General features: G+C 61.8%; 23 protein-coding genes. 10 read left to right on the forward strand and 13 right to left on the reverse strand.

All coding sequences use genetic code 11. From position 1 onward, the window contains the following. Positions 1-43: 43 nt before the first annotated feature. Positions 44-1,699, reverse strand: coding sequence for a hypothetical protein (locus JF616_01050; protein ID MBW8886315.1), 1,656 nt, complete (start codon positions 1,697-1,699; stop codon positions 44-46). A gap of 213 nt (positions 1,700-1,912) precedes the next feature. On the opposite strand from JF616_01050, the gene JF616_01055 reads away from it, so the two are divergent. Together JF616_01055 and JF616_01060 are read left to right on the forward strand one after the other, a co-directional pair. Continuing rightward, positions 1,913-2,542 (forward strand): hypothetical protein, encoded by a 630-nt coding sequence (locus JF616_01055; GenBank protein ID MBW8886316.1) that lies wholly within the window; start codon positions 1,913-1,915, stop codon positions 2,540-2,542. A gap of 163 nt (positions 2,543-2,705) precedes the next feature. After that, complete coding sequence (locus tag JF616_01060; GenBank protein ID MBW8886317.1) at positions 2,706-3,080, forward strand: hypothetical protein; 375 nt, start codon at positions 2,706-2,708, stop codon at positions 3,078-3,080. A 97-nt stretch (positions 3,081-3,177) separates the two neighbouring features. Here the strand turns inward: JF616_01060 and ilvN are convergent, their stop codons facing one another. Together ilvN and ilvB are read right to left on the reverse strand one after the other, a co-directional pair. Further along, the gene (ilvN, locus tag JF616_01065; protein MBW8886318.1) at positions 3,178-3,735 is read right to left on the reverse strand and encodes an acetolactate synthase small subunit; all 558 of its coding nucleotides are present in this window, start codon (positions 3,733-3,735) and stop codon (positions 3,178-3,180) included. 71 nt (positions 3,736-3,806) lie between these two features. Then, positions 3,807-5,537 (reverse strand): biosynthetic-type acetolactate synthase large subunit, encoded by a 1,731-nt coding sequence (gene ilvB / locus JF616_01070; protein MBW8886319.1) that lies wholly within the window; start codon positions 5,535-5,537, stop codon positions 3,807-3,809. A gap of 460 nt (positions 5,538-5,997) precedes the next feature. Between ilvB and JF616_01075 the strand changes: the two genes are divergently transcribed. The 6 genes from JF616_01075 (at position 5,998) to radC (ending at position 12,022) form a co-directional block, all read left to right on the forward strand. Beyond that, on the forward strand, positions 5,998-6,438 hold the full coding sequence (locus JF616_01075) for a sigma-70 family RNA polymerase sigma factor (GenBank protein MBW8886320.1): 441 nt from the start codon (positions 5,998-6,000) through the stop codon (positions 6,436-6,438). Continuing rightward, positions 6,435-7,304 (forward strand): hypothetical protein, encoded by an 870-nt coding sequence (locus tag JF616_01080; GenBank protein ID MBW8886321.1) that lies wholly within the window; start codon positions 6,435-6,437, stop codon positions 7,302-7,304. Before JF616_01075 ends, JF616_01080 begins: the two co-directional genes overlap by 4 nt. Beyond that, the gene (locus JF616_01085; protein MBW8886322.1) at positions 7,301-9,496 is read left to right on the forward strand and encodes a caspase family protein; all 2,196 of its coding nucleotides are present in this window, start codon (positions 7,301-7,303) and stop codon (positions 9,494-9,496) included. The genes JF616_01080 and JF616_01085 overlap by 4 nt, the downstream gene beginning before the upstream one ends. Further along, on the forward strand, positions 9,493-10,365 hold the full coding sequence (locus tag JF616_01090) for a hypothetical protein (protein ID MBW8886323.1): 873 nt from the start codon (positions 9,493-9,495) through the stop codon (positions 10,363-10,365). The genes JF616_01085 and JF616_01090 overlap by 4 nt, the downstream gene beginning before the upstream one ends. After that, on the forward strand, positions 10,362-11,252 hold the full coding sequence (locus JF616_01095; GenBank protein MBW8886324.1) for a hypothetical protein: 891 nt from the start codon (positions 10,362-10,364) through the stop codon (positions 11,250-11,252). The genes JF616_01090 and JF616_01095 overlap by 4 nt, the downstream gene beginning before the upstream one ends. Before the next feature lie 98 nt (positions 11,253-11,350). Further along, the gene (radC, locus tag JF616_01100) at positions 11,351-12,022 is read left to right on the forward strand and encodes a DNA repair protein RadC (GenBank protein ID MBW8886325.1); all 672 of its coding nucleotides are present in this window, start codon (positions 11,351-11,353) and stop codon (positions 12,020-12,022) included. A gap of 55 nt (positions 12,023-12,077) precedes the next feature. On the opposite strand, the gene JF616_01105 is transcribed toward radC, so the two are convergent. Then, positions 12,078-12,971, reverse strand: coding sequence for a redoxin domain-containing protein (locus JF616_01105; protein MBW8886326.1), 894 nt, complete (start codon positions 12,969-12,971; stop codon positions 12,078-12,080). A 51-nt stretch (positions 12,972-13,022) separates the two neighbouring features. On the opposite strand from JF616_01105, the gene JF616_01110 reads away from it, so the two are divergent. After that, complete coding sequence (locus JF616_01110; protein MBW8886327.1) at positions 13,023-13,442, forward strand: hypothetical protein; 420 nt, start codon at positions 13,023-13,025, stop codon at positions 13,440-13,442. Between the two features lie 25 nt (positions 13,443-13,467). Further along, entirely contained in the window at positions 13,468-14,010 is a 543-nt protein-coding gene (locus JF616_01115; GenBank protein ID MBW8886328.1) for a DUF1697 domain-containing protein, read from the forward strand. Positions 14,011-14,087: 77 nt separating this feature from the next. Here the strand turns inward: JF616_01115 and JF616_01120 are convergent, their stop codons facing one another. The 9 genes from JF616_01120 to JF616_01160 all read right to left on the reverse strand — a co-directional run bounded on the left by JF616_01120 (position 14,088) and on the right by JF616_01160 (position 26,869). After that, a complete protein-coding gene (locus tag JF616_01120) occupies positions 14,088-15,110 on the reverse strand; it encodes an OmpA family protein (GenBank protein MBW8886329.1) in 1,023 nt (340 codons plus the stop codon). A gap of 37 nt (positions 15,111-15,147) precedes the next feature. Beyond that, positions 15,148-16,386, reverse strand: a complete 1,239-nt coding sequence (locus JF616_01125; protein ID MBW8886330.1) for an MFS transporter — start codon at positions 16,384-16,386, stop codon at positions 15,148-15,150. Between the two features lie 68 nt (positions 16,387-16,454). Continuing rightward, the gene (locus tag JF616_01130; GenBank protein MBW8886331.1) at positions 16,455-18,662 is read right to left on the reverse strand and encodes a VWA domain-containing protein; all 2,208 of its coding nucleotides are present in this window, start codon (positions 18,660-18,662) and stop codon (positions 16,455-16,457) included. A 799-nt stretch (positions 18,663-19,461) separates the two neighbouring features. Further along, entirely contained in the window at positions 19,462-20,625 is a 1,164-nt protein-coding gene (locus JF616_01135) for a citrate (Si)-synthase (protein MBW8886332.1), read from the reverse strand. Between the two features lie 34 nt (positions 20,626-20,659). After that, entirely contained in the window at positions 20,660-22,000 is a 1,341-nt protein-coding gene (gene icd, locus JF616_01140) for an isocitrate dehydrogenase (NADP(+)) (protein MBW8886333.1), read from the reverse strand. Between the two features lie 171 nt (positions 22,001-22,171). Continuing rightward, entirely contained in the window at positions 22,172-22,705 is a 534-nt protein-coding gene (locus JF616_01145) for a hypothetical protein (GenBank protein ID MBW8886334.1), read from the reverse strand. Then, on the reverse strand, positions 22,702-24,105 hold the full coding sequence (locus tag JF616_01150; protein ID MBW8886335.1) for a hypothetical protein: 1,404 nt from the start codon (positions 24,103-24,105) through the stop codon (positions 22,702-22,704). Before JF616_01150 ends, JF616_01145 begins: the two co-directional genes overlap by 4 nt. 13 nt (positions 24,106-24,118) lie before the next feature. Then, positions 24,119-24,778 carry a M15 family metallopeptidase gene (locus tag JF616_01155; GenBank protein ID MBW8886336.1) on the reverse strand — a complete coding sequence of 220 codons (660 nt, stop codon included), beginning with the start codon at positions 24,776-24,778 and terminating at the stop codon, positions 24,119-24,121. Positions 24,779-24,832: 54 nt separating this feature from the next. After that, a complete protein-coding gene (locus JF616_01160) occupies positions 24,833-26,869 on the reverse strand; it encodes a hypothetical protein (protein MBW8886337.1) in 2,037 nt (678 codons plus the stop codon). Positions 26,870-26,995: the final 126 nt, after the last annotated feature.

The raw sequence follows: 26,995 nt of genomic DNA on the forward strand, positions 1-26,995 counted from the left end.
CCTGACGACGCCGCCTCCCGGTTTCCGATTCTCCGACCCGGCTTCATGGGATGACGAAGCGAACGGAATACGCTCCCCCCGCGGTCCACATGCGCAGAAGGTAAACGCCCGATGCGCGGCCCGCTTCGGACGGGCTCCACGACAATAGCCCGCTTTGGCATTCGGCGCCGCTCCATGTCTTCAGTATCGTCCCCCGCACGTCGCAAACCGCGACCCGCAGGTTACGGGTATCACGCAGCATACCGGGTGGCAATTCCAGCATCAGGCGATTGCCCCGCACGTCGAGGCGGACGCCCTCGGGCAGGCTGTTCCGCGGGCTCAGGGAGGTGAAGACGGACTTGGGTTGGACGTAATACGGGGTAGCCAGGCTGGCCCGGGTCTGGTTGCGTTGGGCGATCCACTGATCGACGGGCACCGAGAAATCCTCGCCCGGCGCGAGCTTTACATCCGAAGTATCCAACGTCGGAACCCCTTGCAGGGAATAACGGTCCATCAGGGAAGCACTGACCGCATCTTCCTCCAACGCCACCAAAGCGTACTTGGAATCGATCAGCCCCAGCGCCGCCCCCAGGGAAGCCGGCATGGCGGGCGCGAGAGGATAGAAGGGGCCCGTTCCGGCGGCGCGGGCGAACTGCATCCCGTCTCCCGCGTCGATGACCAGCGGCGTTTCGTCGACGTCCAAATCCGCTTCACCCGGCTTCGACAAGCGCCAGGCGATCGAGCGCTGGATCGGCTGCTTACCGTACACCCGGATGTCGGCGAAGGGAGGCATGCTCCCTCCCGAAACCGGATAGGCGATGGAACAGGAATCCTGGCCGCTCCGCACGACCGCCGTAAGCGACCAGTTCGAGTTCAACGTTCCGGCCAAGCGATCCTGGATGGCGGGCGGAGGGATGAGATACGCATGAGCCATCTGCCCCGCGAAGGAGATCCCCGCGAAGGAACCCAGCATAAAGAAGGACGAGGAGACGTTTTGCGCTAGGATCGGGCTGATGGAAGCGGGATGGGGGACCCCTCCGGAAGCCCACGCTTCAAGATCATATTCGGAAGCGGAAAAGTCGGCCCGGGAGTCCACGACCTGCTTGGTGGCATCCGAGAAGGTCATTTGGAATCCTTTCGTACCGGGGCCTGCGAGGAGCGTCGCCGTCGAGTGGGAGGAGAACGCGTAGGGATACACGACCTTCCCTCCCTGGACCGGAACGAGGTAGCGGAACCGTATCTTCCGCGAGGATCCCCAGGCCACCGGGAAGATGGAAATGTCGTAGTTGTCCTGGCGAATCCATTCCAACAGGACCGGGTCGCGGGGCCGGGGAGGAACGGTCGAATTTCGGTCCACCACCTGCTCATATTCGTTGCGCGCGGTCTCTCCGGATTTCAGCTTGGCCTTCAGGATCTTGTCTTTGTACCACACCAACATTCCGATCACGCTGGAGTTCTCGGCCAGATTCAGGTTGCCCACTATCTCCAAGGCATCCCCGTATTGCTCGGGCCGGGTTCCGCCCACCGTGAATTCCCATTCCAATTCCACGTCCAGGTAATCCGGATACACGGTGATGCGGTAATTTTCCTTGGTGATATCCGCGGTACCGAGCCAGGTCGGACCCTGGGTCGATTGGCTTCGGAAGGTGGCGTGCTGCAAGCCGATAGCCTGGGCGCCGGTGGCGCAAAGGGCGGCCAAGAGCCAAAAAGAATAGCGCATCTGAATTCCCCCGTTCGCGGTTACGAGGGAGCAAAGCAATCGCCGTACCGGCGGGAAAAACCGCGTTTGCGAAAAGGATTCCAGGGAACGGGCCTGAGGCAGGGCTTGCGCGCGCCTATGCCTCCCGAAATTGCCCATCAAGTTTTGATCGGAATCACCCTAGCCGAAAGACCCGATTTCTCTATCTTGGCGATCCTATTCCCGGAGGATCGCATGCGAGCCCATCAGAACCTGATTGCCTTGGCTATCCTTTCCCTGTCCGCTTTCTCTGCCGTCCCCGCCGCCGCCAGCACCACCTATTCGACCAGTCGCCTCCAAATCACCTTTCCGGACGGGTGGCAACCGCTTTTACCCTTCGGTCCGCAGGACTCCCTGATGTCGTTCATCAACTTGGACATCTCCGCCTCCAGTTGGATTATCCTGCACACCACGGATCATCCCATGACCGCCCAGGAACTCGATGCCTACGGCAAGTCCTTGAGCGGCGCGGACCCCACCATCACGGTATCCAATGGGTCCCAAACCCTGGGCGGGAAGTCGTTCATCTATCTCGAATACGACGAGGTCGATACCACCACCGGCGCGAAGCAGCGGACGAGGCTTTATTATACGTACAACGGGTCCCTTCAGATAAACGGAACCCTGACCTATGATCCGTCCGTCGGAACGACCGCTCAGGCGGACATGGAATCGGCTTTGGCCTCCTTGACCGTGGCCGGCACCCCGATCCTCGCCTTCGGCGCCCGGACCCACGCCAGCCTGCCCCCCGCGGACCATGACATATTGGGAAGATCGCGCGCCTTTTCGGCCCGCACCCGGCTTTTCCGCCTTCCGGCGCGCTGAAGGGCGCAGCTGAGGCTAAAAAAGCCGATAACTAATAAAAATGGTGACTTGGAAAATCCGAGAGTCGTTTCTAGCATTCGGAATAACGCGGCCGGTTGGGGTCGCGGATTTCGCTCCCGCTATTTCGTGTTCTTAAATCCGTATCTGATAAAAAGGGGAAAAAATGAAAAAGACCGCAATTGTTCTTCTGGCCCTACTGGGTGTTTTCGCAGGGAAGTCCTTTTCCGCGGTATTGTCCGGGGGGTCCATTACCGGGATCCAGGTGGCTTCCAATGAAACCTTCGCGATATATATCCAGTATTCCGCCCAGCCGAACGTCGGAGCCACTTGCGCTAAATCCGGCTGGTACTACGTGTATCGGAGCGATATGGTAAGCGGGCTCCCGATGAGCACCACCGCTTATACCACTTTGCTTAATTTCGCGGTGACGGCTTACACCAATAAGCTTCCCGTCAACGTGTACAGCTCGAGCACTTCCTGCCCGCTCGAAGCTGTCCCCGCCCAAGTCGCGCACTTCAGCTCTATCGCGGTCCGCTAACCTCCGGGATCCCGATCGGCAAATGAATACGAGGCCGCGGAGTTCTTCCGCGGCCTTTTTTTCGGCTTGGATCGAGAGCAGCCTGGCACGGCCGGGATCAGGTCTCCTGCCCGCCCCGCGCCATGATGATCTTTCCGGTGCGCACCATTTCCTTGATGCCGTACTTGTCCAGCATCAGTTCCATTGAGTCCAGCTTCTCGGTGCTGCCCGTCGCCTGCAGCATCAGGGTGTTCTCGGAGAGATCGACCGTCTGGCTTTTGAAGTGTTCCGCGATCTGGAGGATCTCGGTGCGCTTGTCGGGCGGGCAATTCACCTTGATCAGCGCCATCTCCTTCTCCACCGTGACTTCGCCGGTATGGTCCTTGGCATGGATCACGTCGATGAGCTTGTTCAGCTGCTTGATGATCTGCTCCAAGGTCTTCGGCTCGCCCGAGGCGGTGATGTTCATGCGCGAGAACTTGCCGTTATGCGCCGGCGAGACGACCAGGGATTCGATGTTGTAGCCGCGGCGGTTGAAGACCAGGGCGATGCGGATGAGCACGCCCGGCCGGTTGTTCACCAGCAAGCTAATGGAGTGTTGCGCGCCGTAGGGCGACGGGGTCTTGGCGGCCCGGCCTTCGATCACGGTGAGGCTGGTTTTGGTTCCGTTCAGCATGTTCGCGTTCCTTCCTTCCGGGCCGGGCGAAAAGCCGGTCGCGGGCTTAGTCGTTTGCTTTTCGCCTTGGCTCAGGTGCTTCCCGTGGGTTTGGCCATGGCGGGCTGGTTCCCGTTCTTCTTCGGGGCTTCCAGCACCATATCGGCGTAGGTCAGGCCGGCGGGGATCATGGGGAACACGTTGTCCTCCTTCTCCACTTCGGCCTCGATGATGCAGGGCCCGTCGTTGTAGGCCAGCGCGGCCGCCAGGGTCTTGCCCACGTCGGCGTTGCGCTTGACGCGGAAGCCCTTCATGCCGTAGGCTTCGGCCAGTTTGACGAAGTTCGGGTTGCCTTCGAGGTCCACGCCGGAAAGACGATTGTCGAAGAACAGGCTCTGCCATTGGCGGACCATGCCCAGGTACTTGTTGTTGATGATGAGGATCTTGATGGGCAGCTTGTGCAGGGCCGCCGTGGCGAGCTCCGACAGGGTCATCTGGAAGCCGCCGTCGCCCACCACCGCGATCACCATGGAATTGGGTTTGGCGAATTGCGCGCCGATGGCCGCCGGCATGCCGAAGCCCATGGTCCCGGCGCCGCCCGAGCTGATCCAATGGAAACGTTGATCGGTCTTATAGAACTGCGCCGCCCACATCTGATGCTGGCCCACGTCGGTGGTGACGATGGCCTTGCCCTTGGTGAGGCGATAGATCTCGTCCAGCACGAATTGGGCCTTGAGGCCGCCCTGCTTGCCGTACTTGAGCGGGAACTGCTTCTTCCACTTCGCGATCTGCTTGAGCCAGGCTTCGGTGTCGCCCTTGCGGGCGAGGGGAAGCAGGTCCTCGACCACCAGACGGGCGTCGCCCACGATGGAGCAGTCGGGCCGGATCATCTTGTTGATCTCGGCGGGGTCGATATCCACGTGGATCTTTACCGCGTCCGGGCAGAACGCCGAGTACTTGCCGCAAATGCGATCGTCCCAACGCGAACCGATGGACATGATGAGATCGCAGTGCTGGACGGCCTTGTTGGCGTAAGCGGTGCCGTGCATGCCCAGCATGCCCACGCTCAGGTCGTGGCTTTCCGGAAAAGCGCCCTTGCCGAGCAAGGTGTTGGTCACCGGGATCTGGAGCTTTTCGGCCAATAGTTTCAGGGCGCGATCCGCGCCGGAGATCACCGCGCCATGCCCGATGAGCAGGATGGGCCGCTTGGCCTTGGCCAAGAGGTCGGCGCATTTCGCCAGGGCGGCGGAATCGCCGGCTCCCGGGATGGAATAGCCGGGCAGATCCATCTCGACGTTGTAATTGGGCTCGAACATCGCGCTCGACACGTCCTTGGGAATGTCGATGAGCACCGGGCCAGGTCGGCCGGTCTCGGCTATATAAAAGGCTTCCTTGATGATGCGCGGGATATCGTTCACGTCGCGCACCAGATAAGAATGCTTCACGGCCGGATAGGAAATGCCCACCACGTCCGCCTCTTGGAAGGCGTCCAGCCCGAGCATGGGCTTGATGGTCTGGCCGGTGATGACGATCATCGGGACGGAATCCATCATGGCGGTCATGATCCCGGTGATGGTATTGGTGGCGCCCGGGCCCGAGGTCACCAGCACCACGCCGGCCTTGCCGGTGGCGCGTGCCATGCCGTCGGCCATATGCGTGGCGCCCTGTTCATGGCGGGTGAGGATGAACTTGATGGGGGAATCCACCAAGGCGTCGAAAATCGGGATGGCGGCTCCGCCAGGATGCCCGAAGATGTATTCGACCCCATGCTGGTGGATGGAATGGATTAAGGCTTCGGCTCCGGTACACATCTTATTGGCCATGTTTTGCCTCTTCTAAAGTCAGATCAGGTGTTGAGTACGAAATTATAGGCAACATTCCCGGAACCAGCAACCCATTCCTTTGATTTTTATCAGGATAATTTCGATTTAAATCGCAAATTTGAAATAACTCCCCCACATTCTCTCCAAAAATTGCCAAAAATCCTCGATATAGAATCGATATCAAGCGACTTATCGTCAAATATTCAATTTTAATAGGCAAATACGAGAATACCGAGACCTTATTGAGGGCAAAAGTAGCCAGTCAAGCAGCAAAACCTCTTTTTGAACAGGAGGAAGGACCGCATTCCGACTTAAACCCGTCTCCGGGGTGCTAATTTTCCCGTGTCGCTTTCGCGCTCCCATCTCGTCACAACCTTACACACGCATTAATGACTCGCCGAAAGGAGGAACCCGGCTGGAACTCCGGAGTACCGAAGATCTATACCGCCGCTATGGACCTATGGTCCTGAGGCGGTGCCGGCAACTGCTGCGCGATGAAGACGCCGCCCTGGATGCGCTCCAGGACGTCTTCTCCCGCTGGCTGGAACGTGCCGGGGAAAATCCGGAATATCCATCCAGTTTCTTCTACACCATGGCGACCCGCATTTGCATCGACCGCATCCGCAGCGCCGCCGTCCGGCACCGGAGCGACGATTCGCGGCTGGAGGAGATCGCTTCGGCGGAGGATATCGAAGGCGATTCCCGCGCGCGGCGCTTGCTGGACCGGATCTTCGGGCGCCAGCATGCCAGCACGCGGGTAATGGCGGTGATGCATTACGTCGACGGGCTCTCGTACGAGGAAGTAGGGGCCGAAGTGAAACTGACGGCGGCCGGCGTGCGGCGGCGATTGCAGCGGCTGCGCGAGCACGCGGCGAAATGGAACGGGGAGGGAAAATCATGAGCCCAAGGCCCATGCCGGAACAGATGTTGGAACGCTACCGATTGGGCGAATTGCCCCCGGCGGCCATGGCGGATCTGCGCGCCCGCTGCGAGGCCGATCCGGAACTGCGGGCGCGCCTGGAAGCCCTCGATCGTTCCGATGCGGCCATCCTGGCGGCGTACCCGCCCGCGGCGATGGCGCGCGACCTGCTTTCGAGAAGGGCATCGGAAAAGGATGCGGGAAGGGAAACGGGAACGAATGCGCGGCGATCCTCGCGGGCGGGAAGTCCCGGTCGGCGGCCGGGCTTCGGCCGTAAAGCCTTATGGGCCGCGCCCTCGGGGCTGGCATTGGCCTGCGGCCTCGTGCTGGCCGTGCGCCATCTCCCCGAACCCAGTAACACGCAAGTTACGGAAAGCCCCGCGGCCTACGCGGTCCGGCTCAAAGGGTCCGATGCCGGATTGGCCATCTTCCGTAAAGCCAAGGGAGGCGCCGAGCTCTTGCCCCCGCATTCCCTGGCGAAACCGGGCGATACCCTGCAAGTCTTCTACCATAGCCGCGGACCCGCGTTCGGGGCGATTTTCTCCGTGGACGGGGCCGGGGGGGTCACCTTGCATCTTCCCGAAGAAGGCGGAACGGCGACGGCGCTGCAAACGGGCGACCTTCTGCCTTTGCCGCATGCTTATCGACTGGACCGGGCCCCGCGCCTGGAACGGTTTTTCCTGATTACGGCCCCGCGCCCTTTCTCTGTAGACGGATTCTTGCAACAGGCCCGGGCCGCCTTCGCGGTCCGGCATGAGGCGCTCGATTCCCTGTCGGGGCTGGAAGCGGGCTTCCGCCAATATCCTTATACCTTACGCAAGCCCGGGAAGGGCGAGGGATCGAAATGAAGATCTCATTCCGCTCAACCGGCTACGCATTGGCCTTGGCCATCGCTGCCTTGTCCGGGATCCCGGCTTCCGTGGCCCCGGCCTCCTTTGCTTCGAAGTCCGCCGTCTCGGCGCCCGCCGGCCCGGCGTCCGCCCCTTTGCGCCGCTTCGCCTTGGCCGTTGGCGTCAACGACGGCGGTCCCGCTCGCGTTCGCTTACGCTATGCCGGCAGCGATGCCGCCAACTTCGCCGCCGTGATGGAGCGCTTCGGCGGAGTCGCGTCGCGCGACATGCGCGTCTTGCGCGAACCTGGCCGTCGCGAATTCCTGGAAGCGTTGGCCTCCATGCGCTCCGCGGTGGCGGCCGCGAACGCGGCCGGGCAACGGGCGGAATTGCTGGTCTATTATTCCGGCCATTCCGACGAAGCCGGCTTGTTGCTGGGCCGCGACCGCCTGGACTATTCCGAATTCCGCTCGCGCATCGATTCCATTCCGGCGCGCATCCGCTTGGCGGTGGTGGATGCCTGCGCTTCGGGAGCCTTGACGCGCATCAAGGGCGGGAGCCGCTTGCCGGCCTTTTCGGTGGATCAAAGTTCCAACCTCAGCGGCTATGCCTTCCTCACTTCCAGCTCGGGCGCCGAGGCCTCGCAGGAATCGGACCGCATCCGCGCCTCCTATTTCACCCACTATCTGGTTTCGGGCCTGCGCGGCGCGGCCGATCGCAATCAGGACGGGCGGGTGACCTTAGGGGAGGCCTATGCCTTCGCTTTCCAGGAGACCTTGGCGCAGACCGAAGGCAGCCAGGCGGGGGCGCAACACCCGAGTTACGATATGCGGCTGACGGGAACGGGCGATCTCGTGCTCACCGATTTGCGCGGGACCTCGGCGGGGTTGGTGCTGGCTCCCGCCGTACATGGCCGATTGTTCGTTCGTTCCTCGGCGGGAGATCTGGTGGCCGAATTGCACAAGCAATCCGGGGCCAAGATGGAGCTCGGCTTGGAGCCCGGGATTTACGACCTGGATTTGGACCAAGGCGATTCGCTTTTCCACGCGCTCGTGAAGTTGGATACCTTGGAACATGCCCCGGTCTCCCGTGCCGACTTGAACCTCGTGGCCCGGGAAAGCACGCGGAACCGAGGGGAGGCGGGGCCGGCCGCAGCGTCCATCGGCGCCCCCGATACCGCGCCCTCCACCGAGCCACGCGAAAAAGCAACGGCCATTCCCGCGACCTGGATCCCGGCGCGCGCGGCGGTGGTTCCTTCGCTAGGCTACCCGGGAAGCGGCGCAGGGCCGTGGTCCCATAATCTTTCCGTCAATTTGCTTTCGGGCCGGGCGCAGGACATCAACGGCCTGCAATTTTCCTTGGGTGGGAACCGGGCCGAAGGGCGGGTGGCCGGCGTCCAATTTTCGCTAATGAATTTCGCATCGGGTCCGTCCACGGGTCTTCAGTACGGGGTCCTGGCCAATGCGCAAGCGCGCAACCATACCGGTTTCCAACTCAGCTTCGTCGCCAACAACGCCGACTCCCTCACGGGCCTGCAAGCCGGGGCCATCAACCATGCGGGCCGTCTCGAAGGCGTGCAGGCCGGAGCCATCAATGCCGCCGGGATCGGGGACGGAATCCAGCTGGGAGGCCTCAACGTGGCGGAGAGTCAGCGCGGACTCCAGGCGGGTCTCGTGAACATCGCGGACAGCTCGCGCGGATTGCAGGCGGGCCTTTTCAATTATGCGACCCATGGGGAGGGGCTCGTCCTGGGCCTCGTCAGCGTCGTCCGGAACGGGATGCATGATGCGGAGGCGACCTTCGATGATCGCTCCATGCTGCGGACGGCCTTTCTGCTGGGGGGACCGTACAATTACAACTACTTGTCTTTCGACATGAAGGCGCGATATCCACGCCACTTGTGGGGAGGGAGCGCCGGGGTGGGCGTGCATATCCCCTTGGCTTATGCCTTCGTCGATTTGGATGCGGGAGGCGGCCTGGTGTTCAACGACGTGGATTGGGATAACCAGAGTTACACCGCCCGCTTCCGTTTGATCGGCGGTTATGCGCCCAGCCGTTGGTTCAACGTCTTCGGCGGATTCACCGCCAACCTGGAGATGTGGCCCGCATCGAGATTCCCCAATCTGAACCCCGATCGGAAGGGCGAGCGTTGGGGCGACGAAATCCGGGCGGAGAAATGGCCAGGTTTCGTGGTTGGGGTGAGGATATGAGAAAGCGCGTCTTGGCGGCGGCGCTTCTGGTCCTGGGCGGGTGCATCGAGAATCCCGGCGTGGATAAGGATTTGGCCGATCGGCACAATCGCCTCAGCGCCGACTTCACGGTATCGGAAGCGGCGGATCGCGTGCGGCTTCGCCTCCAGCGCACGGCCGCGGGTACCGAACTTTATCTCGCCAACCTTACCGACCAGCCCATCGATTCCCTGGATTTCTTCGCCCAGGCCTCGGATGAAGGGCCCCTGCTTTATTCCGGCGGCATAGGCGCCGGGAATCCGGTTTTCGACGACTCCCCGGTCGCAGAATTCAACGGAAGGGTGGTGGGCCTGCAAAGCGGGATGGAAGCGGATCTCGGTCCCTTGACCGGCGCATTCCCCCGGAATCTGGATGAGGCCGACCTGATTTTCGTTACCCTGGCGGTAGACTCGATTTCGAATCCGGTCGTAAACCGGCACGTCGGATATTACTCCGGAGTCTTCACGGCCCGGGATTCAACGGGATCGGCCATCGAGGGGACCCTGCGGGGGTTGGTTTCCGATCACGGATTCCACTTCTGGTTGCGCACGGGCAGCCATGTGTGGGGAGCCCTCAATGGGGATATCCGCGGAGACTCGGTTTATGGGATCAAATACGGCGATGCGGTGGACTATGCCAGGCGGTACGCCGCCACCACCCTCGCCGTCGCCCTGGATGCGCGCACGGATGATTCGATTGGATTCGCAGCGGTGCTCAGCGGCTTGTGGGGTCCGGGGAATTTCCTGGACCTACGCGTAACGCTTTCCCGGTCCGATCCCCAGCGCTGGCCCCACATAACCCTTAAAGCGAACCGCGCCACGCTTCCCAATCCACCGGCGGTTGGGCCATGAAGGCGGCGTTAGCGGCGGTGGCCCTTTTAGGATTTTCCGCCTGCCTCGAGAATCCGGGTTTGGACTGGGGGCTGGAGAACAAGCAAGACCTGGCCCGCCGGGAATTCGACGTGAACGGAAATAGCGTGCGCGTCCGTCTCGAGCGCAGGAATGGCGAAACCCGCCTCTATCTCGAGAACCTGGATCGAAAGGATCTGGATTCCCTGGAGTTCGCGATCCAGGTTTGCCCGGACCAGGCGATGTTCGCGATCGCCCAACCATATTATCCGGGGCCGATGCAATTGGTCTACTGCGCCGATCCCATCGCTGAACCCCATGGCACGGCCATCCGCCTGCCTGGCCGCTCCGAAGCCGACTTGGGCCCCTTGGCGGGAGATTACCCGGAAGAACTGAATCGGGTCGGCATCGCTTTCGTTCCGCTCCGCGATACGCGTAACTCGCCGCGACTCGGAAGCGATCGCTTCGGTTATTACCAAGGAACATGGTTGGAGAACCAAATTAAGGCCGCGCCCAGATCGGGCTCGCTACGCGGATTTATCCTCCGTGACGGTTATTTCTTGTTTCTGCTCCGGGAAGCCGGTGTGTATTACGGCCCCTTAAGGGGCGTCCTGGCCGGTGATTCATTGATCGATGCCTACTATCTGACCAATTGGGAATACCACCAGGCTGAGGCGTTGACGGATCCGGCCCACCCTCCGGCCCTCCTCCTTCCCGCGGCCGGGTCCCCGGATTCGCTCGGGTTCACGGGTCGTTTCATCGTCCATTTCCTTCCAGGACGTCCCGATACCCTGGACCTGCGGATTGCCCTGGCGCGTTCCGCCGGCCTCGAATGGCCCAAGCCTGTGGCCGCGATCGATTCCGATCTTCCCGCGTCGAATCCGAAGTGATGCCCCGCATCCACGGATGATGCCCCGGATCGCCTTTCGGAGACACGCTTCCGCCTAGCTTTGGGATCCGTCGCCATAGCGCGCCGAAAGGAGACCCTATGCAAACCCTTAAAGACCTATCCCCCGCCGATTGGCCCCGTGAAAAGCTGATGGAGCGGGGCCCCGGACATCTGTCGAATGCCGAACTGTTGGCCGTAGTATTGGGCCGCGGCCAGCCCGGCAAGGACGTACTCACCCTGGCTGGCGAAGTGGTGGAAACGTTATCCGGCCTGGAAGACGAGTTGACCCTGGACACCTTGCTGGAAATCAAAGGCATCGGCCTGGGCAAGGGCTGCCAGATCCTCGCCAGTATCGAGTTCTCGCGGCGTTTCCTCACGGCGCGAAAGAAGCTGAAGGTGCGCACGCCCAAGGATGCTCTGCCCTTGCTCGGGGCGTTGCGCGCGGCCGCGCAGGAGTGCGTGGTGGTGCTCACCCTGGACGGCAACAACCAGATCATCAAGTCGCATACCATCACGCGCGGGCTCGCCAACCAAAGCCAAATCCATCCGCGGGAAACCTTCTATCCGGCCATCCAGGACCGGGCCGTGAGCATCCTGGTGGCGCACAACCATCCTTCGGGAAACCTGGAGCCTTCGGAAGCCGATTTGATCGCGACGCGGCGATTGGTGGAGGTCTCGAAGACCTTGGGGATCCCGGTGCTGGATCACCTCATCGTGGCGGAGGGCGGGTTCTTGTCGATCCGGGAGAAGTATCCGGCTTATTTCGGCTGAGCGCTCAGGGAGGTATCGTGCCGTTCGGCGACGCCTCAGACCGGGCTGAGGCGCATCAGAGGTATTCCTTGATCCACTTCTCGATGTCGCGCTGTTGATGCAGCCCCACCTCCATGCGCTGGATGACGCCTTGCTTATCGATCACCGCCAAGGTCGGGAAGGCGAGGGCCTGGTATTGGTTGGTCGTGATGTGGCCGATATCGTTGAAGAGCGGATAGGAAAGCTTGGCGGTGGACTGGAAGGCCTTCAGATCCGGAAGGCTTTCCGAACTCACGCCGATGATCTCGAGGCCTTTGCCATGGTACTTCTTGTAGACCGCATCCAGGATGGGCAGCGACATGCGGCAGGGGCCGCACCAGGTGGCCCAGAAGTCCACCAGTACCACCTTGCCCTTGTTCTGCGCCAGCGCGCCGGCGTCGCCGGAGTAGTATTTCCCGTCGAGCGCGGGCGCGGGGCCTCCCACCAGCATCTGGGTGATGACGCGCATGTCTTCCGGCTTCGGGGAGAGGGCCATCTTCTGCTTGAAGGCTTTGCCATCGCGGCCCACGCGCAGTTCCACCATTTCGCCTACGCCTTTGGAATGGATGGTATCCAATAGGGTCTTGCGGCCATGCAGGTCGGTCGCGTTGATGGAGAGGATGAAGTCCCCTTCCTTGAGGCCGGCTTGATCGGCGGAGGTACCGCGGAAAACCTGCTGGACCTTGACCACGCCTTCGGCCGTGGTAGGCGCGTAGGCGGCGGGAATCTCGTTTTGGGGGACATCGGCGATGGCCACGCCGAGCCAGGCGGATGGCTTTTTTGCCGCCTGGGTCGGCGATGCAGCGGGCGCGTCGGGGACGACCGTTGCCCCGACCGAGGCCGGAGCCGAAGCGGGATCGGTCGATTTATGGGCGGAACCCGCCGCGGCAATGCATCCGAGGAAGGCGATGAAGAGGCCCAAACGCGACATTGCGGCTCCTTTCCCAAGCAGGTTTGCAATCTACGAATTTAACTTTGGTCCATGACAATCAGCCATTGGATTACGGTTTGCGTTTGCGCGCTTCCGCTTGGCGGGTGCACGGTGATCGGCGGGGTCATAGGCGCCCACCGGGATGCGGAAATCATCGGCACTCGCGAGGTGGCGCCGACCAAGGCCGGCGATCTTTCTTCCAAAACCGTCATCTACGCAACCCTGGCGGGGAGGGAGCCTGCGAAAGGCCGCTTCCGCGGCGTGTCGGATTCCGCCGGCATCCGCCTGCTTCGGATAGAGACGGCGGATGGCCGGGAAAGCCTACCGCTGGACAGCGTTTCCGATCTCGTCGCCGAAGTCCCTAACCGAGGGCATCTGCTGGCGGGGCTCATCATCGGTGCCGCCATCGACGCCACCTTGGCGGGCGCGGTCTTGGCCATCGTATTCCTGCTGCCCCCGCCGGTCTATTAAAACCCGAATAACCGGGAGAGGAATAATGGCCGCTTATATCGTTTTGATCCGCGGCATCAACGTGGGAGGGAAGTCCATGCCCATGGCGGCCTTGCGGGACATGCTCGCCGGGCTCGGCCATGGGAACGCGAAGACCTACATCCAGTCCGGGAACGCCGTCTTCACCGCGCCCGGGAAGGACGGGATGAAAATCGCGCGGGCCATCGAATCCGCCATCGCCGGGAAATTCGGGTACGAGGCCGCGGTCATCGTGCGCAGCCTCGAGGAATGGCGCGCTTTGCTGAAGGCCAACCCTTATGCCAAGGCCAAGCTGAAGGATGGGGAACGGCTCTTCATCACCTTCCTGGAGGAGGCCCCCGCCAAGGCGATGGCCGCCAAGCTGGAAGCCATCCAGGATCCGAAAGATGAGGTGAAGGTCCGCGGCCGCGAAGCCTTCTTGCTGGTGCGCGGCAGCTACGGGGAATCGAACCTGTCCAACGCCTTCGTGGAGAAGGTGCTGGGCGTGCGCGCTACCACCCGCAATCTGCCCACCACCCTTAAGCTGCTGGAGATGGCCGAGTCGTTATAGCCCCGGCCCAACCTTAGGCCCGATCCTAGATGCGCCCCGCCCGGCCCCGCCTCGGGACCGGCGCCGGACGCGGCCCATCAGTTCAAGAGCCTCACCTCGAAGGGCTTCTCCTGGTTGAAGTCCTGCTCGCTGCCCTTTAGCGACTCGAAGTTCTCCTTGGTGTATTGGACTTCCTGCAATTGCTCCGGCTTCACGCCCTTGGAGACCAGGTAGTCCACGATGGCCTTGGAGCGGGCCTGCAAGAGCGCCAGGTAATCTTCCTTCTTCTTGCCCTTGTACCAGGTGTAGACGCGGATCTCCACTTTCTTGTCCTTGTACTCGGTCAATTGCTTGGCGATCTTGTCCAGATCCGGCTCGGCCTCGACCGTTAGCTCGGCGGTGGAGGAACGGAAGCGCACCAAGGGATAGCTCTGGAGAGGCTGCAGGGCCGGCGATTCATGGTCCGGGCAACCGTCCTCGTCTTCCACGCCGTTCATGGTCTCGGGTTCGTTAGGGCATTTGTCCACGGCGTCCTTGATGCCGTCCTTATCATTGTCGGGATCCGGGCAACCGTCCTCGTCCTCGAAGCCGTCCTTATCCTCGGCCTCGTTGGCGCACTTATCCGAGCCGTGGCATACGTTGGCGTACTTGGACTGTTGGCCCTTCTCCGCCACCCACGGATCGCAGATGCCGTCCCCGTCGTTGTCCGGATCCGGGCAGCCATCGTTGTCCTGGAAGCCGTCCATGTCCTCGGGATCGTTCGGGCATTTGTCCTTCGAGTCGGGAATGCCGTCCTTATCGTTGTCGGGATCGGGGCAGCCGTCGTCGTCCTGGAAGCCGTCCTTATCCTCGGGTACTTCCACGCATTTGTCCGAGCCGTGGCAGACGTTGGCGTACTTCGCCTGCTGCCCCTTCTCGACCACCCAGGGATCGCATACCCCGTCGGAATCGTTGTCCGGATCAGGGCAACCATCCTGATCCTGGAAGCCGTCCTTGTCTTCGGGATCGTGGGGGCACAAATCGTACTTGTTGGGAATGCCGTCATCATCGGAGTCGAAGGCATGCAAGGGCTTCGCGAGCAAGGCAGACGCCATCAAAAGGGCCGCGTAGGTGAGTTTCATGGACAGTCTCCCGAGCGAGGATTCCGGCGGAAAAGTATTAATTATTCACTCGATCGGTTCCATCCTTCAATAGGAACCATGCATAGACGGCTGCGGCCAAGGCGATGGCTCCCGATACCTGGTATACCGCGCGCAACGAAAACGCATGCCATAAGGCGCCGGCGGCGAATCCCGCCAACGCGCCGGGAAGCGTCCCGTAAAAGACCGGCGCGAGCACTTGCAGGGAAGGACGATCCTGCGGCTGATGGGTGCGATCAAGGTAGATCCCGAAGCCGGTGAGCGCTCCCGAGAAGAAGCATCCGTGCATGACGAGGGCCAGGCAATATTGCCAGGCGGAATGGGCCAAGGCCAACCCTCCCAGCTTGAGCAAGGTACCCGCGATCCCGAAGGCCAGCACGGCGCGCAAGCCCCGGCGGCGCAGCATCCAGGCGCAGAGAAGCATCCAGGGGATTTCGCATGCGGTGGAAACCACCCAGGCCAGGCTGATGACCCGTTGCCCTTGGTGCCAGCGATCGACCAGGTAGTTGGCTTGCATGGAGGTGGCCATGGTATTGGCGAAGTTCATGACGCACAACATGATGAGAAGCCGGGCCGTGCGCGGCTCCGCCAGCAGGCGCAAGGAATGGGCGAAGGAGGGACGCGGTTGGAATGGGCCGGCGTGGACGGGCGAAGGCGTTCGCCGGAAATCCCATGCGGCCACGAGCAGGGTGGCGCCTAAGGCGGCGGCGAAGCCGGCGTAAAGGAGCGGGAGATCGGAAAGGCGCGGGAAGCGCATGCTGATGAGGCACCCCGCCAGGAAGCCCGCTGTGCCCAGGCTGCGCAAGCGGAAGAAGGCGTCATGGCCGCGGGACCGCATGGATTCGAAGGCGCAGGCGGCGTTGAGCGGGAAAACCCCGGCGGAGCAGAAGGAGAAGAAGGCGAACCCGATCAGGAGGGACGGGAATCCGTGCAGGCGCGGAAGCACCGCCAGGGATGCGCCGGCGCAAGCCAGGACCAGGAGGAAGGGCAGGCGGGGGCCATGGAAGCGCCGGATGCTGGCGACCTGGAAGAACGGCGAGACGAGGGCGGCGAGTTGGCCGGCCATGAGCAGGAGCCCGATCCCGAAACGGGAGACCCCGCGGTTCTCGAACAGGTAGGCATGGAATTGGCCGGCGGATATGCCGACGAAGGTGAGGAACATGGTGAGGCCAGGGCCGGCCAGGGAGGCCGGCGACGCGGCCGTTTCGGGGACATGGGGTCGCTTCGACGCGTCCGCTCTTCCATTTCCCGGTTCCATGGCCCGCCTTCGGAGGCGGGCGTCCCCGATGCAGGAGCCTATCCCAACCCGGTCGAATTATAGCTAACTCAGCGCGGGTTCCAGACGAAGATCGAGTTGCGCATGCCGCCTTGCGTCTGCACGCTGATCAGATAGCGACCGCGGCCCAAGGCCCGGCCGTTCGCATCGCGGCCGTCCCATGTCCATCGCCCCATTTCCCGAGCCAGGCGGCCGGGACGGTATTCGAATACCACGCGCCCTTGCAGATCGAAGATGCGGATGACCCCCACGTGGGCGGGATGCTTCCAATCCAGATACAGGAAGCCCCCGCGGATGGAGAGATCGAAGCGCGGATTCGTATTCTCCTCTTCCGCCATGCGCGACAGCTTTGTGGTGATGACGTTGTCCTGGCTCGCGGCCTGCGGATGGGCCGCGAGGAAGGCGGTGTATTGGCTAAGCACCTCATACTCGATGGACAAAGAAGTTATCGCTTGCTGATTGGCGTTCCCGGTCCCCTGTTGCAAGCTCAATTGCCCAATCTTCTCGCGGGCCCATAGCTTCGGCACCGCCCAGGCCATCGCGTCCTCCGCGCCGAAATCGACGGCATGCGCGAAAGAGACCGGCTGCCCTTGCTTATAGCCCTTTACCGTAATGGTATGCGGCCCGGTTCCGGAAAATTTGCCGCTCAAGCGGTAAGGCAGGCCCCGGTATAAGCGCGCGGAGGTCGGGTAGAGGACGTCGGAAACCTCCAGGCCCCCGAAATCCACCGTCAGGTTGTCGAGTTGAGGCGCTTCCAACCGGCTCCAGGCCGCTTCCACAAGGGGGGCCACGGAATCGCCCGAGACCAGGGGGGTAGCGAAGCCGTTACCCACCTTGGCGCATTCCTCCAGGAAATAACGGTTGAGATTGTCGCCCGCCCCGAAGGTGAATATGGTGGGCTTGGAGGGATGCTGGGAAATGGCCTGCAGGACGGCCTCTTCATTGGTGATGAACCCGTCGGTGAGGAAGACATAGTACCGCTGCTTGTCGGAATGGGTCGGCACCGCGAGGGTCTTATTCACGGCGTCCAGGAGCTGGGTGCTGCCGCCCGCGGTAAGCCCCCGCAGGAAATTCCCCGCGATCGCCTGGTTGGCCGCGGTGGCCGGGACCGGCGTCTCCGATCCGAAGGCATAGGTCACGCCGTCGTTGAAAGCCAGCAAGTCGATGTTATCGTCAGCGGTGAGGCGCGACAGGATGTTAAGAACGATCTCCTTTTCCCGCGCTAAGGGCCAGCCATCCTGCGAGCCGGAGATATCCACCAGAATGACCAATTCCATGGGTCCTCTTTGGCCCGCGAAGGCGGCGGTGTCGGGATACAGGTTGAGCATGAAATACCCCTGGCCTTTCGCATCCGCGGAAACCGCCAGGGAGAAATCCGAAGCCGTCCGGGCGCGCTTGAGGCGCAGTACGTAATCCCGGTTCGGGTAGGTGGCAGCCGTCTGCAACATCACGGAGCGCGTATAAGCCAAGGAGGGATTATCCGAAATGGACAACACCCCCCGATCCTGCAAGGTCATGCGGGTATCGGCCAGGGTCCCGACGGTTATGGCATGGGACGGGGAGTAGATGCCGGCGAGGTCCAAGCCCGATTCTACGAGCACGTTGAACTGGAACTCCGGCCCCGATCGATCCTCGGGGGGATTCCAGGGCCCGCTCCCGGCTCCCGCCCCCGTGCCGTAGCGCGGCCCGATGCGGGTCGGGAACGCCAATTCCAATTCCCCATCCACGTATTTCAGGGGCATGGACAGCTTTATCTCGACCAAAGCCGTGTCGTTCGGCCCCAAGGTGGCGATGCTCTGTTGGAAGATGTTCGGCTTATCCTGTATCAATAAGGCGGCCTGCCCGCCCTGGTTCTTGATGGAATCGTAAATCCCCTGCGCCTTCCCCTTCTCCATGATGGTCGCGACGTAGACCGAGTCCTTGTACTGGTACTTCATCCCGTGTACGGCTCCCTGATCGGGAAGCGGGAACAGGTAGACGGTTTCCGTCTTGGCCCGGAAAGGATTCACGAAGCGCTGGGTGACCACCACCTGGGCGATGGCGTCGGTGATGACCACGTTGACGCGGGTGAAAGACGGGGAGACCGCGACTTGTTGCTTGGTGTCTGGATCGATCATCCCGACCATGGGACCATGCAGGGAGTCGAGGGGGATCTGGCCCAGGGCCGTGCCGACCGCGGCCGAAACGACGAAGATAAGGATGAGCATGCGGATGGCGGCGCGGCGGATCATGCGGGCTCCCGGTCGGGGTTTACGCATGGCAGAATCAATTCCCGTGCCAGGGACGCAAGGAACCGTTCGGAAGCGGAATCAGCGGTAAATCAACGGTATCCCGAAGGAGCGCCATACCCATCGCCGCCGGCAACCGATCTTATGGTCAATCCATGGCGGTCCGTATGTGATCGGATCCGGGATCTTATCGAAGCGGAATGCTTTTACGGAATATCCTTCGGGACCGCAGGGCGCCGTCCCATGCCCTACCGGCCGCATCCACGCCGCCCGACCGGGGGAGCGAACGCGGGTATCGGAACTGCCGGGGAGCGGGGGCGAGCGGCGAAGTACTGCACGGGGCTGAAACGGGGCGCAAGCTATCGGGAATATAACAGGCAAGATAACCCATGGGTTTCGGACCACCGTCCCAGTAGACGGCGGTATCATCGTAGTGAAAAGCGATTTCCAAGGCCAAGCGCTCAAGCTGTCGCCCGCTATCGGCATAGCATTGGCCACCCGTACTCATATAACCCCCGCTTATTGTATAAATGGGAGCAACGCTGGATTGGGAAAGGGAAGATGTGAATATCACCCTGTTATACTCGGGCACTGAGGGTCGGGGCGGAAACAATGCGCAGGATACGATTCTCGTTTGGACCCGGGACAGGCTCGAATCCAAAGCATTAAGATCCAGCGAATCCGTGATTATCGCCATGGGGGGCGGACGACCCGAGAACATAGGGATCTCGATGGACCCCGTTCGTCCCCGGACGAAAGCCGGCGCCGCTAAAAGCAGAAACCAAAAACCGATTCTCATCGGATCCCCTTCCGCCTCGAGGCCCCGCGGTCAGCGCTTGGGGCCGGTGTAGATATACCCCGGGCGCACGATGGGCGTGCCCTTGCCCCCGCGGGCTTCCTTGCGCTCGTACACGATCTGTCCGGCGATGCCGACGCAGCGCGACAGGCCGAAAAGCACCGTGTAGTAGTTTTCGTCCGTGAGGCCGCATGCCGACAGGAGGCAACCCGAGACCGCGTCCACATTCGGGTAAGGATCGGCCGCCTTCCCCTTCTTCATCAAGATCTCGCTGCCGACCTTGCGAAGGGTGACGGCCAGGCGGAAGAGGGGATCCTTGGAGGCGATCTGTTCGCCCAAGCCGTATTGCACCGTCGCGCGCGGATCCTCCACGCGCAGGACGGCATGCCCGAAACCGTAGAGCACCCCGCCCTTGGCCAGCAGGTTCTCCACGTAATCATGTACGGTCTTCTCGTCGGAAGGATCCTTGATGTCCTTGGCGATGGACTTGAGGAAGCGCAGGCATTCCTGGTTGGCCATGCCGTGCAGCGGGCCCGCCAGGGCGGCCATGGCCCCCACCAGCGATCCGAACATGTCTTCCAGGCCCGAAGCGATGGCCTTGCCCACGAAGGTGGACAGGTTCCCGCCGCCATGATCGAAATGCAGGATGGCGAACACCTTCATCAGGCGTTCGAGATCCTTGGAGGCGCCCGGGGCGCCCAGCATGTGCACGAAGTTCTCCATCCAACCCAACTCGGGCTTGGAGGGGATGGGATCGCCCCAACCGGAACGGATGCGGAAGATGGCGGCTACCGCTTCCGGCAATTGCGCCACCACGTTCACGTAGTCCTTGTAATAGTCGCCCGTGCCCTCATACATGCCCATGACGTTCAAGGCGGCCAAAAGCCATTTCATGGGATGGCCCTGCTTGGGCAGGCTGCGCAGATGCTCGATCACGCCGCGGTCGAGGCGCGAATTCGCGATGAGTTCCATCTTGAAGGTGGAGAGCTGGGCGGCGTCCGGCAATTCGCGCTTGAGCAGGAGGTAGATCACCTCTTCCGGCTGCTTGAGGGCCAGTTCGGCGATGGTGTAGCCGCCATAGGTCAGGCCCTTGTACGGATCGACGTCGCTGTTGGGGCAGGTGCCCACGGGGAAGCCGCGCAGGCCCGTATCCAGGTGTTCCTTGGTGATGGTGAAGAGGACGTCGTTATCGGCCATTTCGCATTCCTTCCGGCTTTTCCCGTCTTCCCGCTTAAATGGCGTCGGCGACGAGTTTGGCGAATTCAAAGCACTTGACCTCGCGCGCGCCTTCCATCAGGCGGGCGAAATCGTAGGTCACGGTCTTGGCGCCGATGGTCTTCTCCAGGCCCCGTTCGATGGCGTCCGCCGCTTCCTTCCAGCCCAAGTGGTTGAGCATCATGACGCCGGAGAGCACTACCGATCCGGGATTGACCTTGTCCAGGTTGGCGTACTTGGGCGCGGTCCCGTGGGTGGCCTCGAAGATGGCGTGGCCGCTCATGTAATTGATGTTGCCGCCGGGGGCGATGCCGATGCCGCCCACCTGCGCCGCCAAGGCGTCGCTCAGGTAATCGCCGTTCAGATTGAGGGTGGCGATCACGTCGAAGTCCTCGGGGCGGGTCAGCACCTGCTGCAAGGTGATGTCCGCGATGGAATCCTTGATGACGATGCCCGCGCCCGGCTTGCCCTCGGGGATCTTGACCCAGGGCCCGCCGTCGATTTCGACCGCGCCGAACATCTCCTTGGCCACCTGGAAGCCCCAATCGCGGAAGGCGCCTTCCGTGAACTTCATGATGTTGCCTTTATGCACCAGGGTCACGCTCTTGCGCTTATGCTGGATGGCATAGCTGATGGCGCTATGCACCAGGCGCTCGGTGCCCAGGTAGCTGACCTGCTTGATGCCGACGCCCACCTGCACGGGGGCGGGCCGCGCCGGGGCGCCGATGGCCTCCAGCTTCTTCTGCCATTCCTGCGAGGCCTTCTCGGTGCCGAAGCGGACCTTGCCGAAATCCTTGGGGAATTCCTTGGCCAGGAAATCCAGCACCTTCTTGGCTTCGGGCGAATCGCTCGACCACTCGATGCCGGCGTAGATGTCCTCGGTGTTCTCGCGGAAGATCACCATGTCGACCTTCTCGGGATGCTTGACCGGGGACGGTACGCCCGTGAACCAGCGCACCGGGCGCAAGCAGACGTAGAGATCGAGGATCTGGCGGAGGGCCACGTTGAGGGAGCGGATGCCTTTGCCCACGGGCGTGGTCAGCGGGCCTTTGATGCCCACCAGGTATTCCTGGAAGGCGGCCAGGGTCTCGTCCGGAAGCCACTGGCCTTCGCCGTAGACCTTGGTGGACTTCTCGCCGGCATAGACTTCCATCCAAGCGATCTTCCGCTTGCCGCCGTAGACCTTGCGCACGGCCTCGTCGAAGACGTGGCGCGAGGCCTTCCAGATGTCCGCGCCGGTGCCGTCGCCTTCGATGAAGGGCAGGATGGGCCGGTCGGGGACCTGGAGCTTCTGCTGGGCGTCGATGCGGATTTTTTCGCCCTCTTTGGGCACGATTACATGTTTGAAGTCAGCCATGGGGTTTCCGGTCGGTTGGGAGTCAAGACGGTCGTTTCAACAGGGAAATATAGTATGGTGGTCGGGCGCTGGCGCGAATTTGGCGGCGACGGGGGCGCGATCCGAATGAAGAATTGGCACGCCTACGCCCTCCAATGGATGGCGGGGTTTCCCGCCCTCCAGAAGGGGCGCTCAGAGGTCGTTCTGATCCGGTCCCTTCAGGAAGGGATCGGCTTGGGCCTTGTCGAGGCCGGTAATCGTATGGGTCAGGGTCAGTTGCGTCCCCGCGAAGTCGCGCGACAAGCGGAATTCGACGACCCGGTACCAAAGCCCCTTGGGCTCCGACTTGAAAGCGTGGTTGATGCAAAGGCATTTGAACTTGAAGCCCAACGAATGCGCGGCCGGGTGCACGGTATGGGGCGCCGCGAAAAAATAGCGGACGCTGTCGGAAGGGTTCCTGAAGACCAGCGCGAAGCGTTTCCGTTGCCCCGGCGACATCACGAGTTCCGCCCCGGGTATGGGCTTCCCGAGGGGAGCGTCCTTTTCGTCGGCGACGCTACGGGTTTCCCACAGCTTGGGCCTCCCTTTCACCTCGTAAATGATGATGGGGCCCGGGAAACCCTGGTATTCCCATTGCAGATCCACCTTCACGATCGCCTTGGTAACTTGCGGCGCGGGAGCCGATTGGCCTATGGATGCGGCGAGAATTAGTGCCAGCGCGATCATCGGGCCTTCCCTTCGCGCGCGAAGAGGAGCTTCCCGAAATGGATCCTCTTCCCGCCCTTATCGATCGCCACTTCGAACTTTCCGCCTCGGGCCGGTTTTACCGAGATGAATTCCTGGAGGATGCGGGGTCGGTCCCCGGAGGCCGCATCGTCGTTCCGATTGCAGTCGCGTCCGCAACCGTTGCAATCCCCGTACTCGTCGGATTCGTAATACAATCCGAACAGCCTCAGTTTAAGGCCGCCGGCATCGGCGCGCTTGATCTCGTAATTGCCAAGGGCGAAATATCGGATACCGTCGTCTTCGCCCTGTACCCCCGAAAGGTAAAAGCTGCCGTCGGCGCGCATCCGCAGGGTGGCCTTCACATCTTCCGATGCGTCATTTACCTCGCCTTCGGCCAGATAGGAATCGTTCAGGAGCGGGCCGGCTTTGGCCGCGGCGAAGTCGAGCCGATTACGCGCGATCGCTTCCTTGAGGTTCGCCGTGGGATCGAGCATGAACCAGTCCTTCCCGTCGAAGAACCGGATTTCGCTGAGGACCAAGTCCTGGTAGGATTTCCCCAAGTATGCGTCCACGACCTCCATCTCCAAGCGCTTGCCTTCGAAGGGCTTGGGCAATTCCACTACTTGCGATCCCAGGATATCCTTGAGGACCGCCACCTCGGAATAGCCCCCATCGCCCGTGAACCGGACGCGGCGCGGCCTGGAGTTGGACCAGCAATGCTCCGCCGAGCGTTGGTACCCGTTCCAGATGCGCAGCTTCTCGATGCGACGCTGCCGATCGAAGGCGAACGTGAGGCGGGCGCCACGGGACTGTTTGTCCGTGGCCCATCCGTATTCGAAGCGGGAGTCGAAGAGGAATACGGGGTCGTAGGCCGAACGCGGCTCCAGAACGCTGGAAGCCTCCACGCTCCCGCCCGCCAGGACCGGGACCTTGACGGTATAACTGGCCCCCCGGGGATCCTTGAGATCGATGCCGCATATCCTGAAGCCGGAGTTGGATTCGAAATTGAAGGTCAGCGACCGGACATCGATGCTATCCGTGAATCCGCCCACGGTCAGCGTGTCCCCGTGTTGCTTGGGATAGATGGCTTCCGGCACTTCCCCGGACAGGTTGGAGTCCACTTGCAATCGCAATTGATCGAAATTGAAGAAAATGGACATGTGCGGATCCATTTTGGCTCCGCAGGTATTGATGGATATGCCCTGGACCGGGATGGGCTGGTCGAAGTACAGGTGCAGCTTTACGAAGCGCGCCTTGGGATCGGGCGCCCAGCTATGCTTGGAGAAAATCGAGAAAGGGAGTTCCTCCCCCAGGGCGTTGGTATAGGCCATGGATAGGAATGCATCGCGGGCGTTGGCGGCGACGGCGGCCAGCGCCAGGGCGATTGCGAAGGCTTTCATGCGGGAATCCCTTTCATTCCACGATGCGGTAACCGGACTTCACTGCCGCCTTGGGCAAGGCGTCGAAATGCCACCATTCCAAGGGGAGTTGGATGAATCCGGCTTTCTCCATGATGCGCCGCAAGAGCTTGCGGTCGGCGACCTGGACCGGAGTCAGGGCGCCGGACTTCAGGAAGGCGGATTCCAAGCGCGGTTGGGCCAGGTCGGAGAAATCATCGAATGGGCTTCCCATGTCCATGGCCTTCCCGGAAGCGTCGAGCACGCCCAAATCGACCGCGAACCCGTAGTTGTGCATCGATCCCGTGGCGGGGTTGGCCACGTATTTCTCGCGGGGGGTCCCTTTGACTTTGTCCCAGAGTCGGTATTGGACCGAGCGGGGCCGTAGCGCATCGTAGACGACCAATTTCGCGCCCGGCCGTTCCGCCGCGAGCAAGCGAGCGGCGGAATCCAGTTTCGCGGCCGCGATCCGATGCAGGAAAGGGATGCGGAAATCGCCGTACAGATCCGCTGCGAGGAAATTGTCCGCGGAAGCGTACTTGAGATCGATGGCCAACGCCGGGTTCGCGCTGATGTCCACGAATTCGGCGGAGGCTTGCACCTGCCGCAAGGATTCGCCCGGAGTGGCGGCGAAGGCCGCGCGCAAGAGCAGAAAAATCGGGAAGAGGGCGCGCATGCGGTTGATCAGGGAAAAGCGTAGTCGAAAAAATGCGCGCGGCCGGTCATTGAATCAGCGACCACTGACCAATATCTGCCGGGTTTGGACCAGGCGATCCGTTTTCAACCGCAATAGGCGCAATCCGCTTCCCCCTAGGTTTCCCAGGACCACCTGGTTGGGCCCGGCGGGAAGGAAGGCATCCAACAAGGTCGCGATTAAACTGCCATGGATGTCGGATAACTCGAGACGGACGCGGGAAGGCCGATCGAGGCGGAATTCCACCTTGTCGCCGGATCGCAGGGGACTGGACGGGGCCAAGCCGTGGCCAACGGAACGGGGCTTGCCGACGGCGACCGTCGCCCGCATTTCGGAAATGGATCGCTGCCAAACCCCGCTGGTCCCGACCCCTGCGAAGAGCGTATCGCCAGAGGCCGCCAGGGAATAGATCTCCGACTTGGGGAGGTTGGACTCCACCTCGGTCCAAGAAACCCCGTTGTCCACGGAGAGGTAAATGAACCCGGTGCTGGTTGCCATGAACAGGGAGGAACCGTTGGAAGCGAATACATCGAGACTCGTCTCACTGGAAGCGTACCTGAGGATTTCCCAAGTCGAGCCACCGTCCTGGGAACGGCGTACGACTTCATCTTTCAGCCCCGCGAACAAGGCGCCGCCCTGGGCTAAGAGCTTTTCGAGGCCGGCGTCGGGGTCCCTCCGAAGCGACCATGTGCGGCCCGAATCGGCGGAACGCAAAATGCCGGATTCGGAGCTTGCGAACATCTGACCGTTGAACTGGGCAAAACCTCCGATGCCGCCGTTGTAAATGACGCTATCCTTATCGGAGAACGCCAGGCTGGACCAAGAAGCTCCTGAATCGAGCGAGCGAAGGGGGTTCGAGGATGCGGCCATGAAGTAATTGCCGATGGAGGCGAAGCTTTCGATTTCGGAACCCGGGGTAAGTCCGGCGGACGAATCCCAGTTTGCCCCCGCATCGGTCGAATGGAAAATGGGGCCTTCCCAGGATCCGGCCACGAGATGCCGCCCCAGTATTCCCAAGGCGCCGATATTAGTGTGTTTCAATCCATGGATGCCCTGCGTCCATGTCCGCTGGCTCCGGGAATACCGGTACACGCCGCCGTTGTAGGTTCCCGCGAACAAGTCGTCGCCCCGGACCAGCAGGGCGTGGGCCGAAGCGTTTATCAGACCGCGGTTCGACTGGACCCAGGAATCGCCATTGTCCCCGCTCCGGAAAATCCCGGCCGTGGCCGTGCCCGCCAACAGGCTGGATCCGCTCACCGTCATCGCCAGGACCACGGTGTCGGTCAATCCCGAGATGGTCCGGGTCCAGGTTTTGCCGGTGTCCGCCGATCGGAAGATACCGGAGGAACCGGATGCGAAAAGGTCCGGTCCCCGAGCCAACAACGCGGTCAACCGATCGTCCTTATGGATCCATTTCCAAGTGCTTCCGCTGTCCTCGGAACTCAGGACTCCCCCATAGGTCCCGGCAAGCACGTATTTCCCCATGATCGCGAGCGAAATGATATCGGTGTCGAGGGGAATCCCGGTCTTGAACTGGATCCAGGAATTACCGCTATCGGATGAGCGGAAAACGCCGCTGTGCTCGGTTCCGGCGAAGACATAGGCCGGACTGGCCGCCAGGCAGGATATATCGGTCGGGATTCCAGCGGCGCGGACCCAGGATCCGCCGTTGTTGGCGGTACGATTCAAGCCGGCTCCGCCGGTGACCGCGAAAACATAGTCGCCATAGGCGAGGATCTGCTCGACTTCGTAAGAGAACAAGCCCTGGCCGGCGTCTTTCCAAGTATTGCCGTTGTCGAACGAATGGGCCATCGTGTAGCTGTTATTGGCGAACCAAATCGAGCCTTTGACGCCGATACTGGAAATCTCCAGGGAACTCATTCCGTTGTTGGCCGCCACCCAAGAGCCGCCTCCGTCATAGGAGCGGAAGAGGCCGGTCCCCTTGGTGCCCGCAAACACCGTATCGCCCTTGGCGCAGAGGGCCGTAATCGGCCTTCCGCCACCCGTCGGCCCATCGATGGAAATCCATTGGGCGCGCAAGGCCGTGGCCAAGCAAAGGCCGGCAAGCCCCATCCTGGATGCAAATCCCGTTCCCCGGCGCATGGCACCTCGAAAGATAGTTCTCCTGCGTAACAGAAAGCACAGGATCGGATGCAATCCGGCAATCGTGAGCTATTTTCTTGTTCGCACGAGGTTCCT

Source organism: Fibrobacterota bacterium, assembly GCA_019509785.1.
Classification (GTDB): domain Bacteria; phylum Fibrobacterota; class Fibrobacteria; order UBA11236; family UBA11236; genus Chersky-265.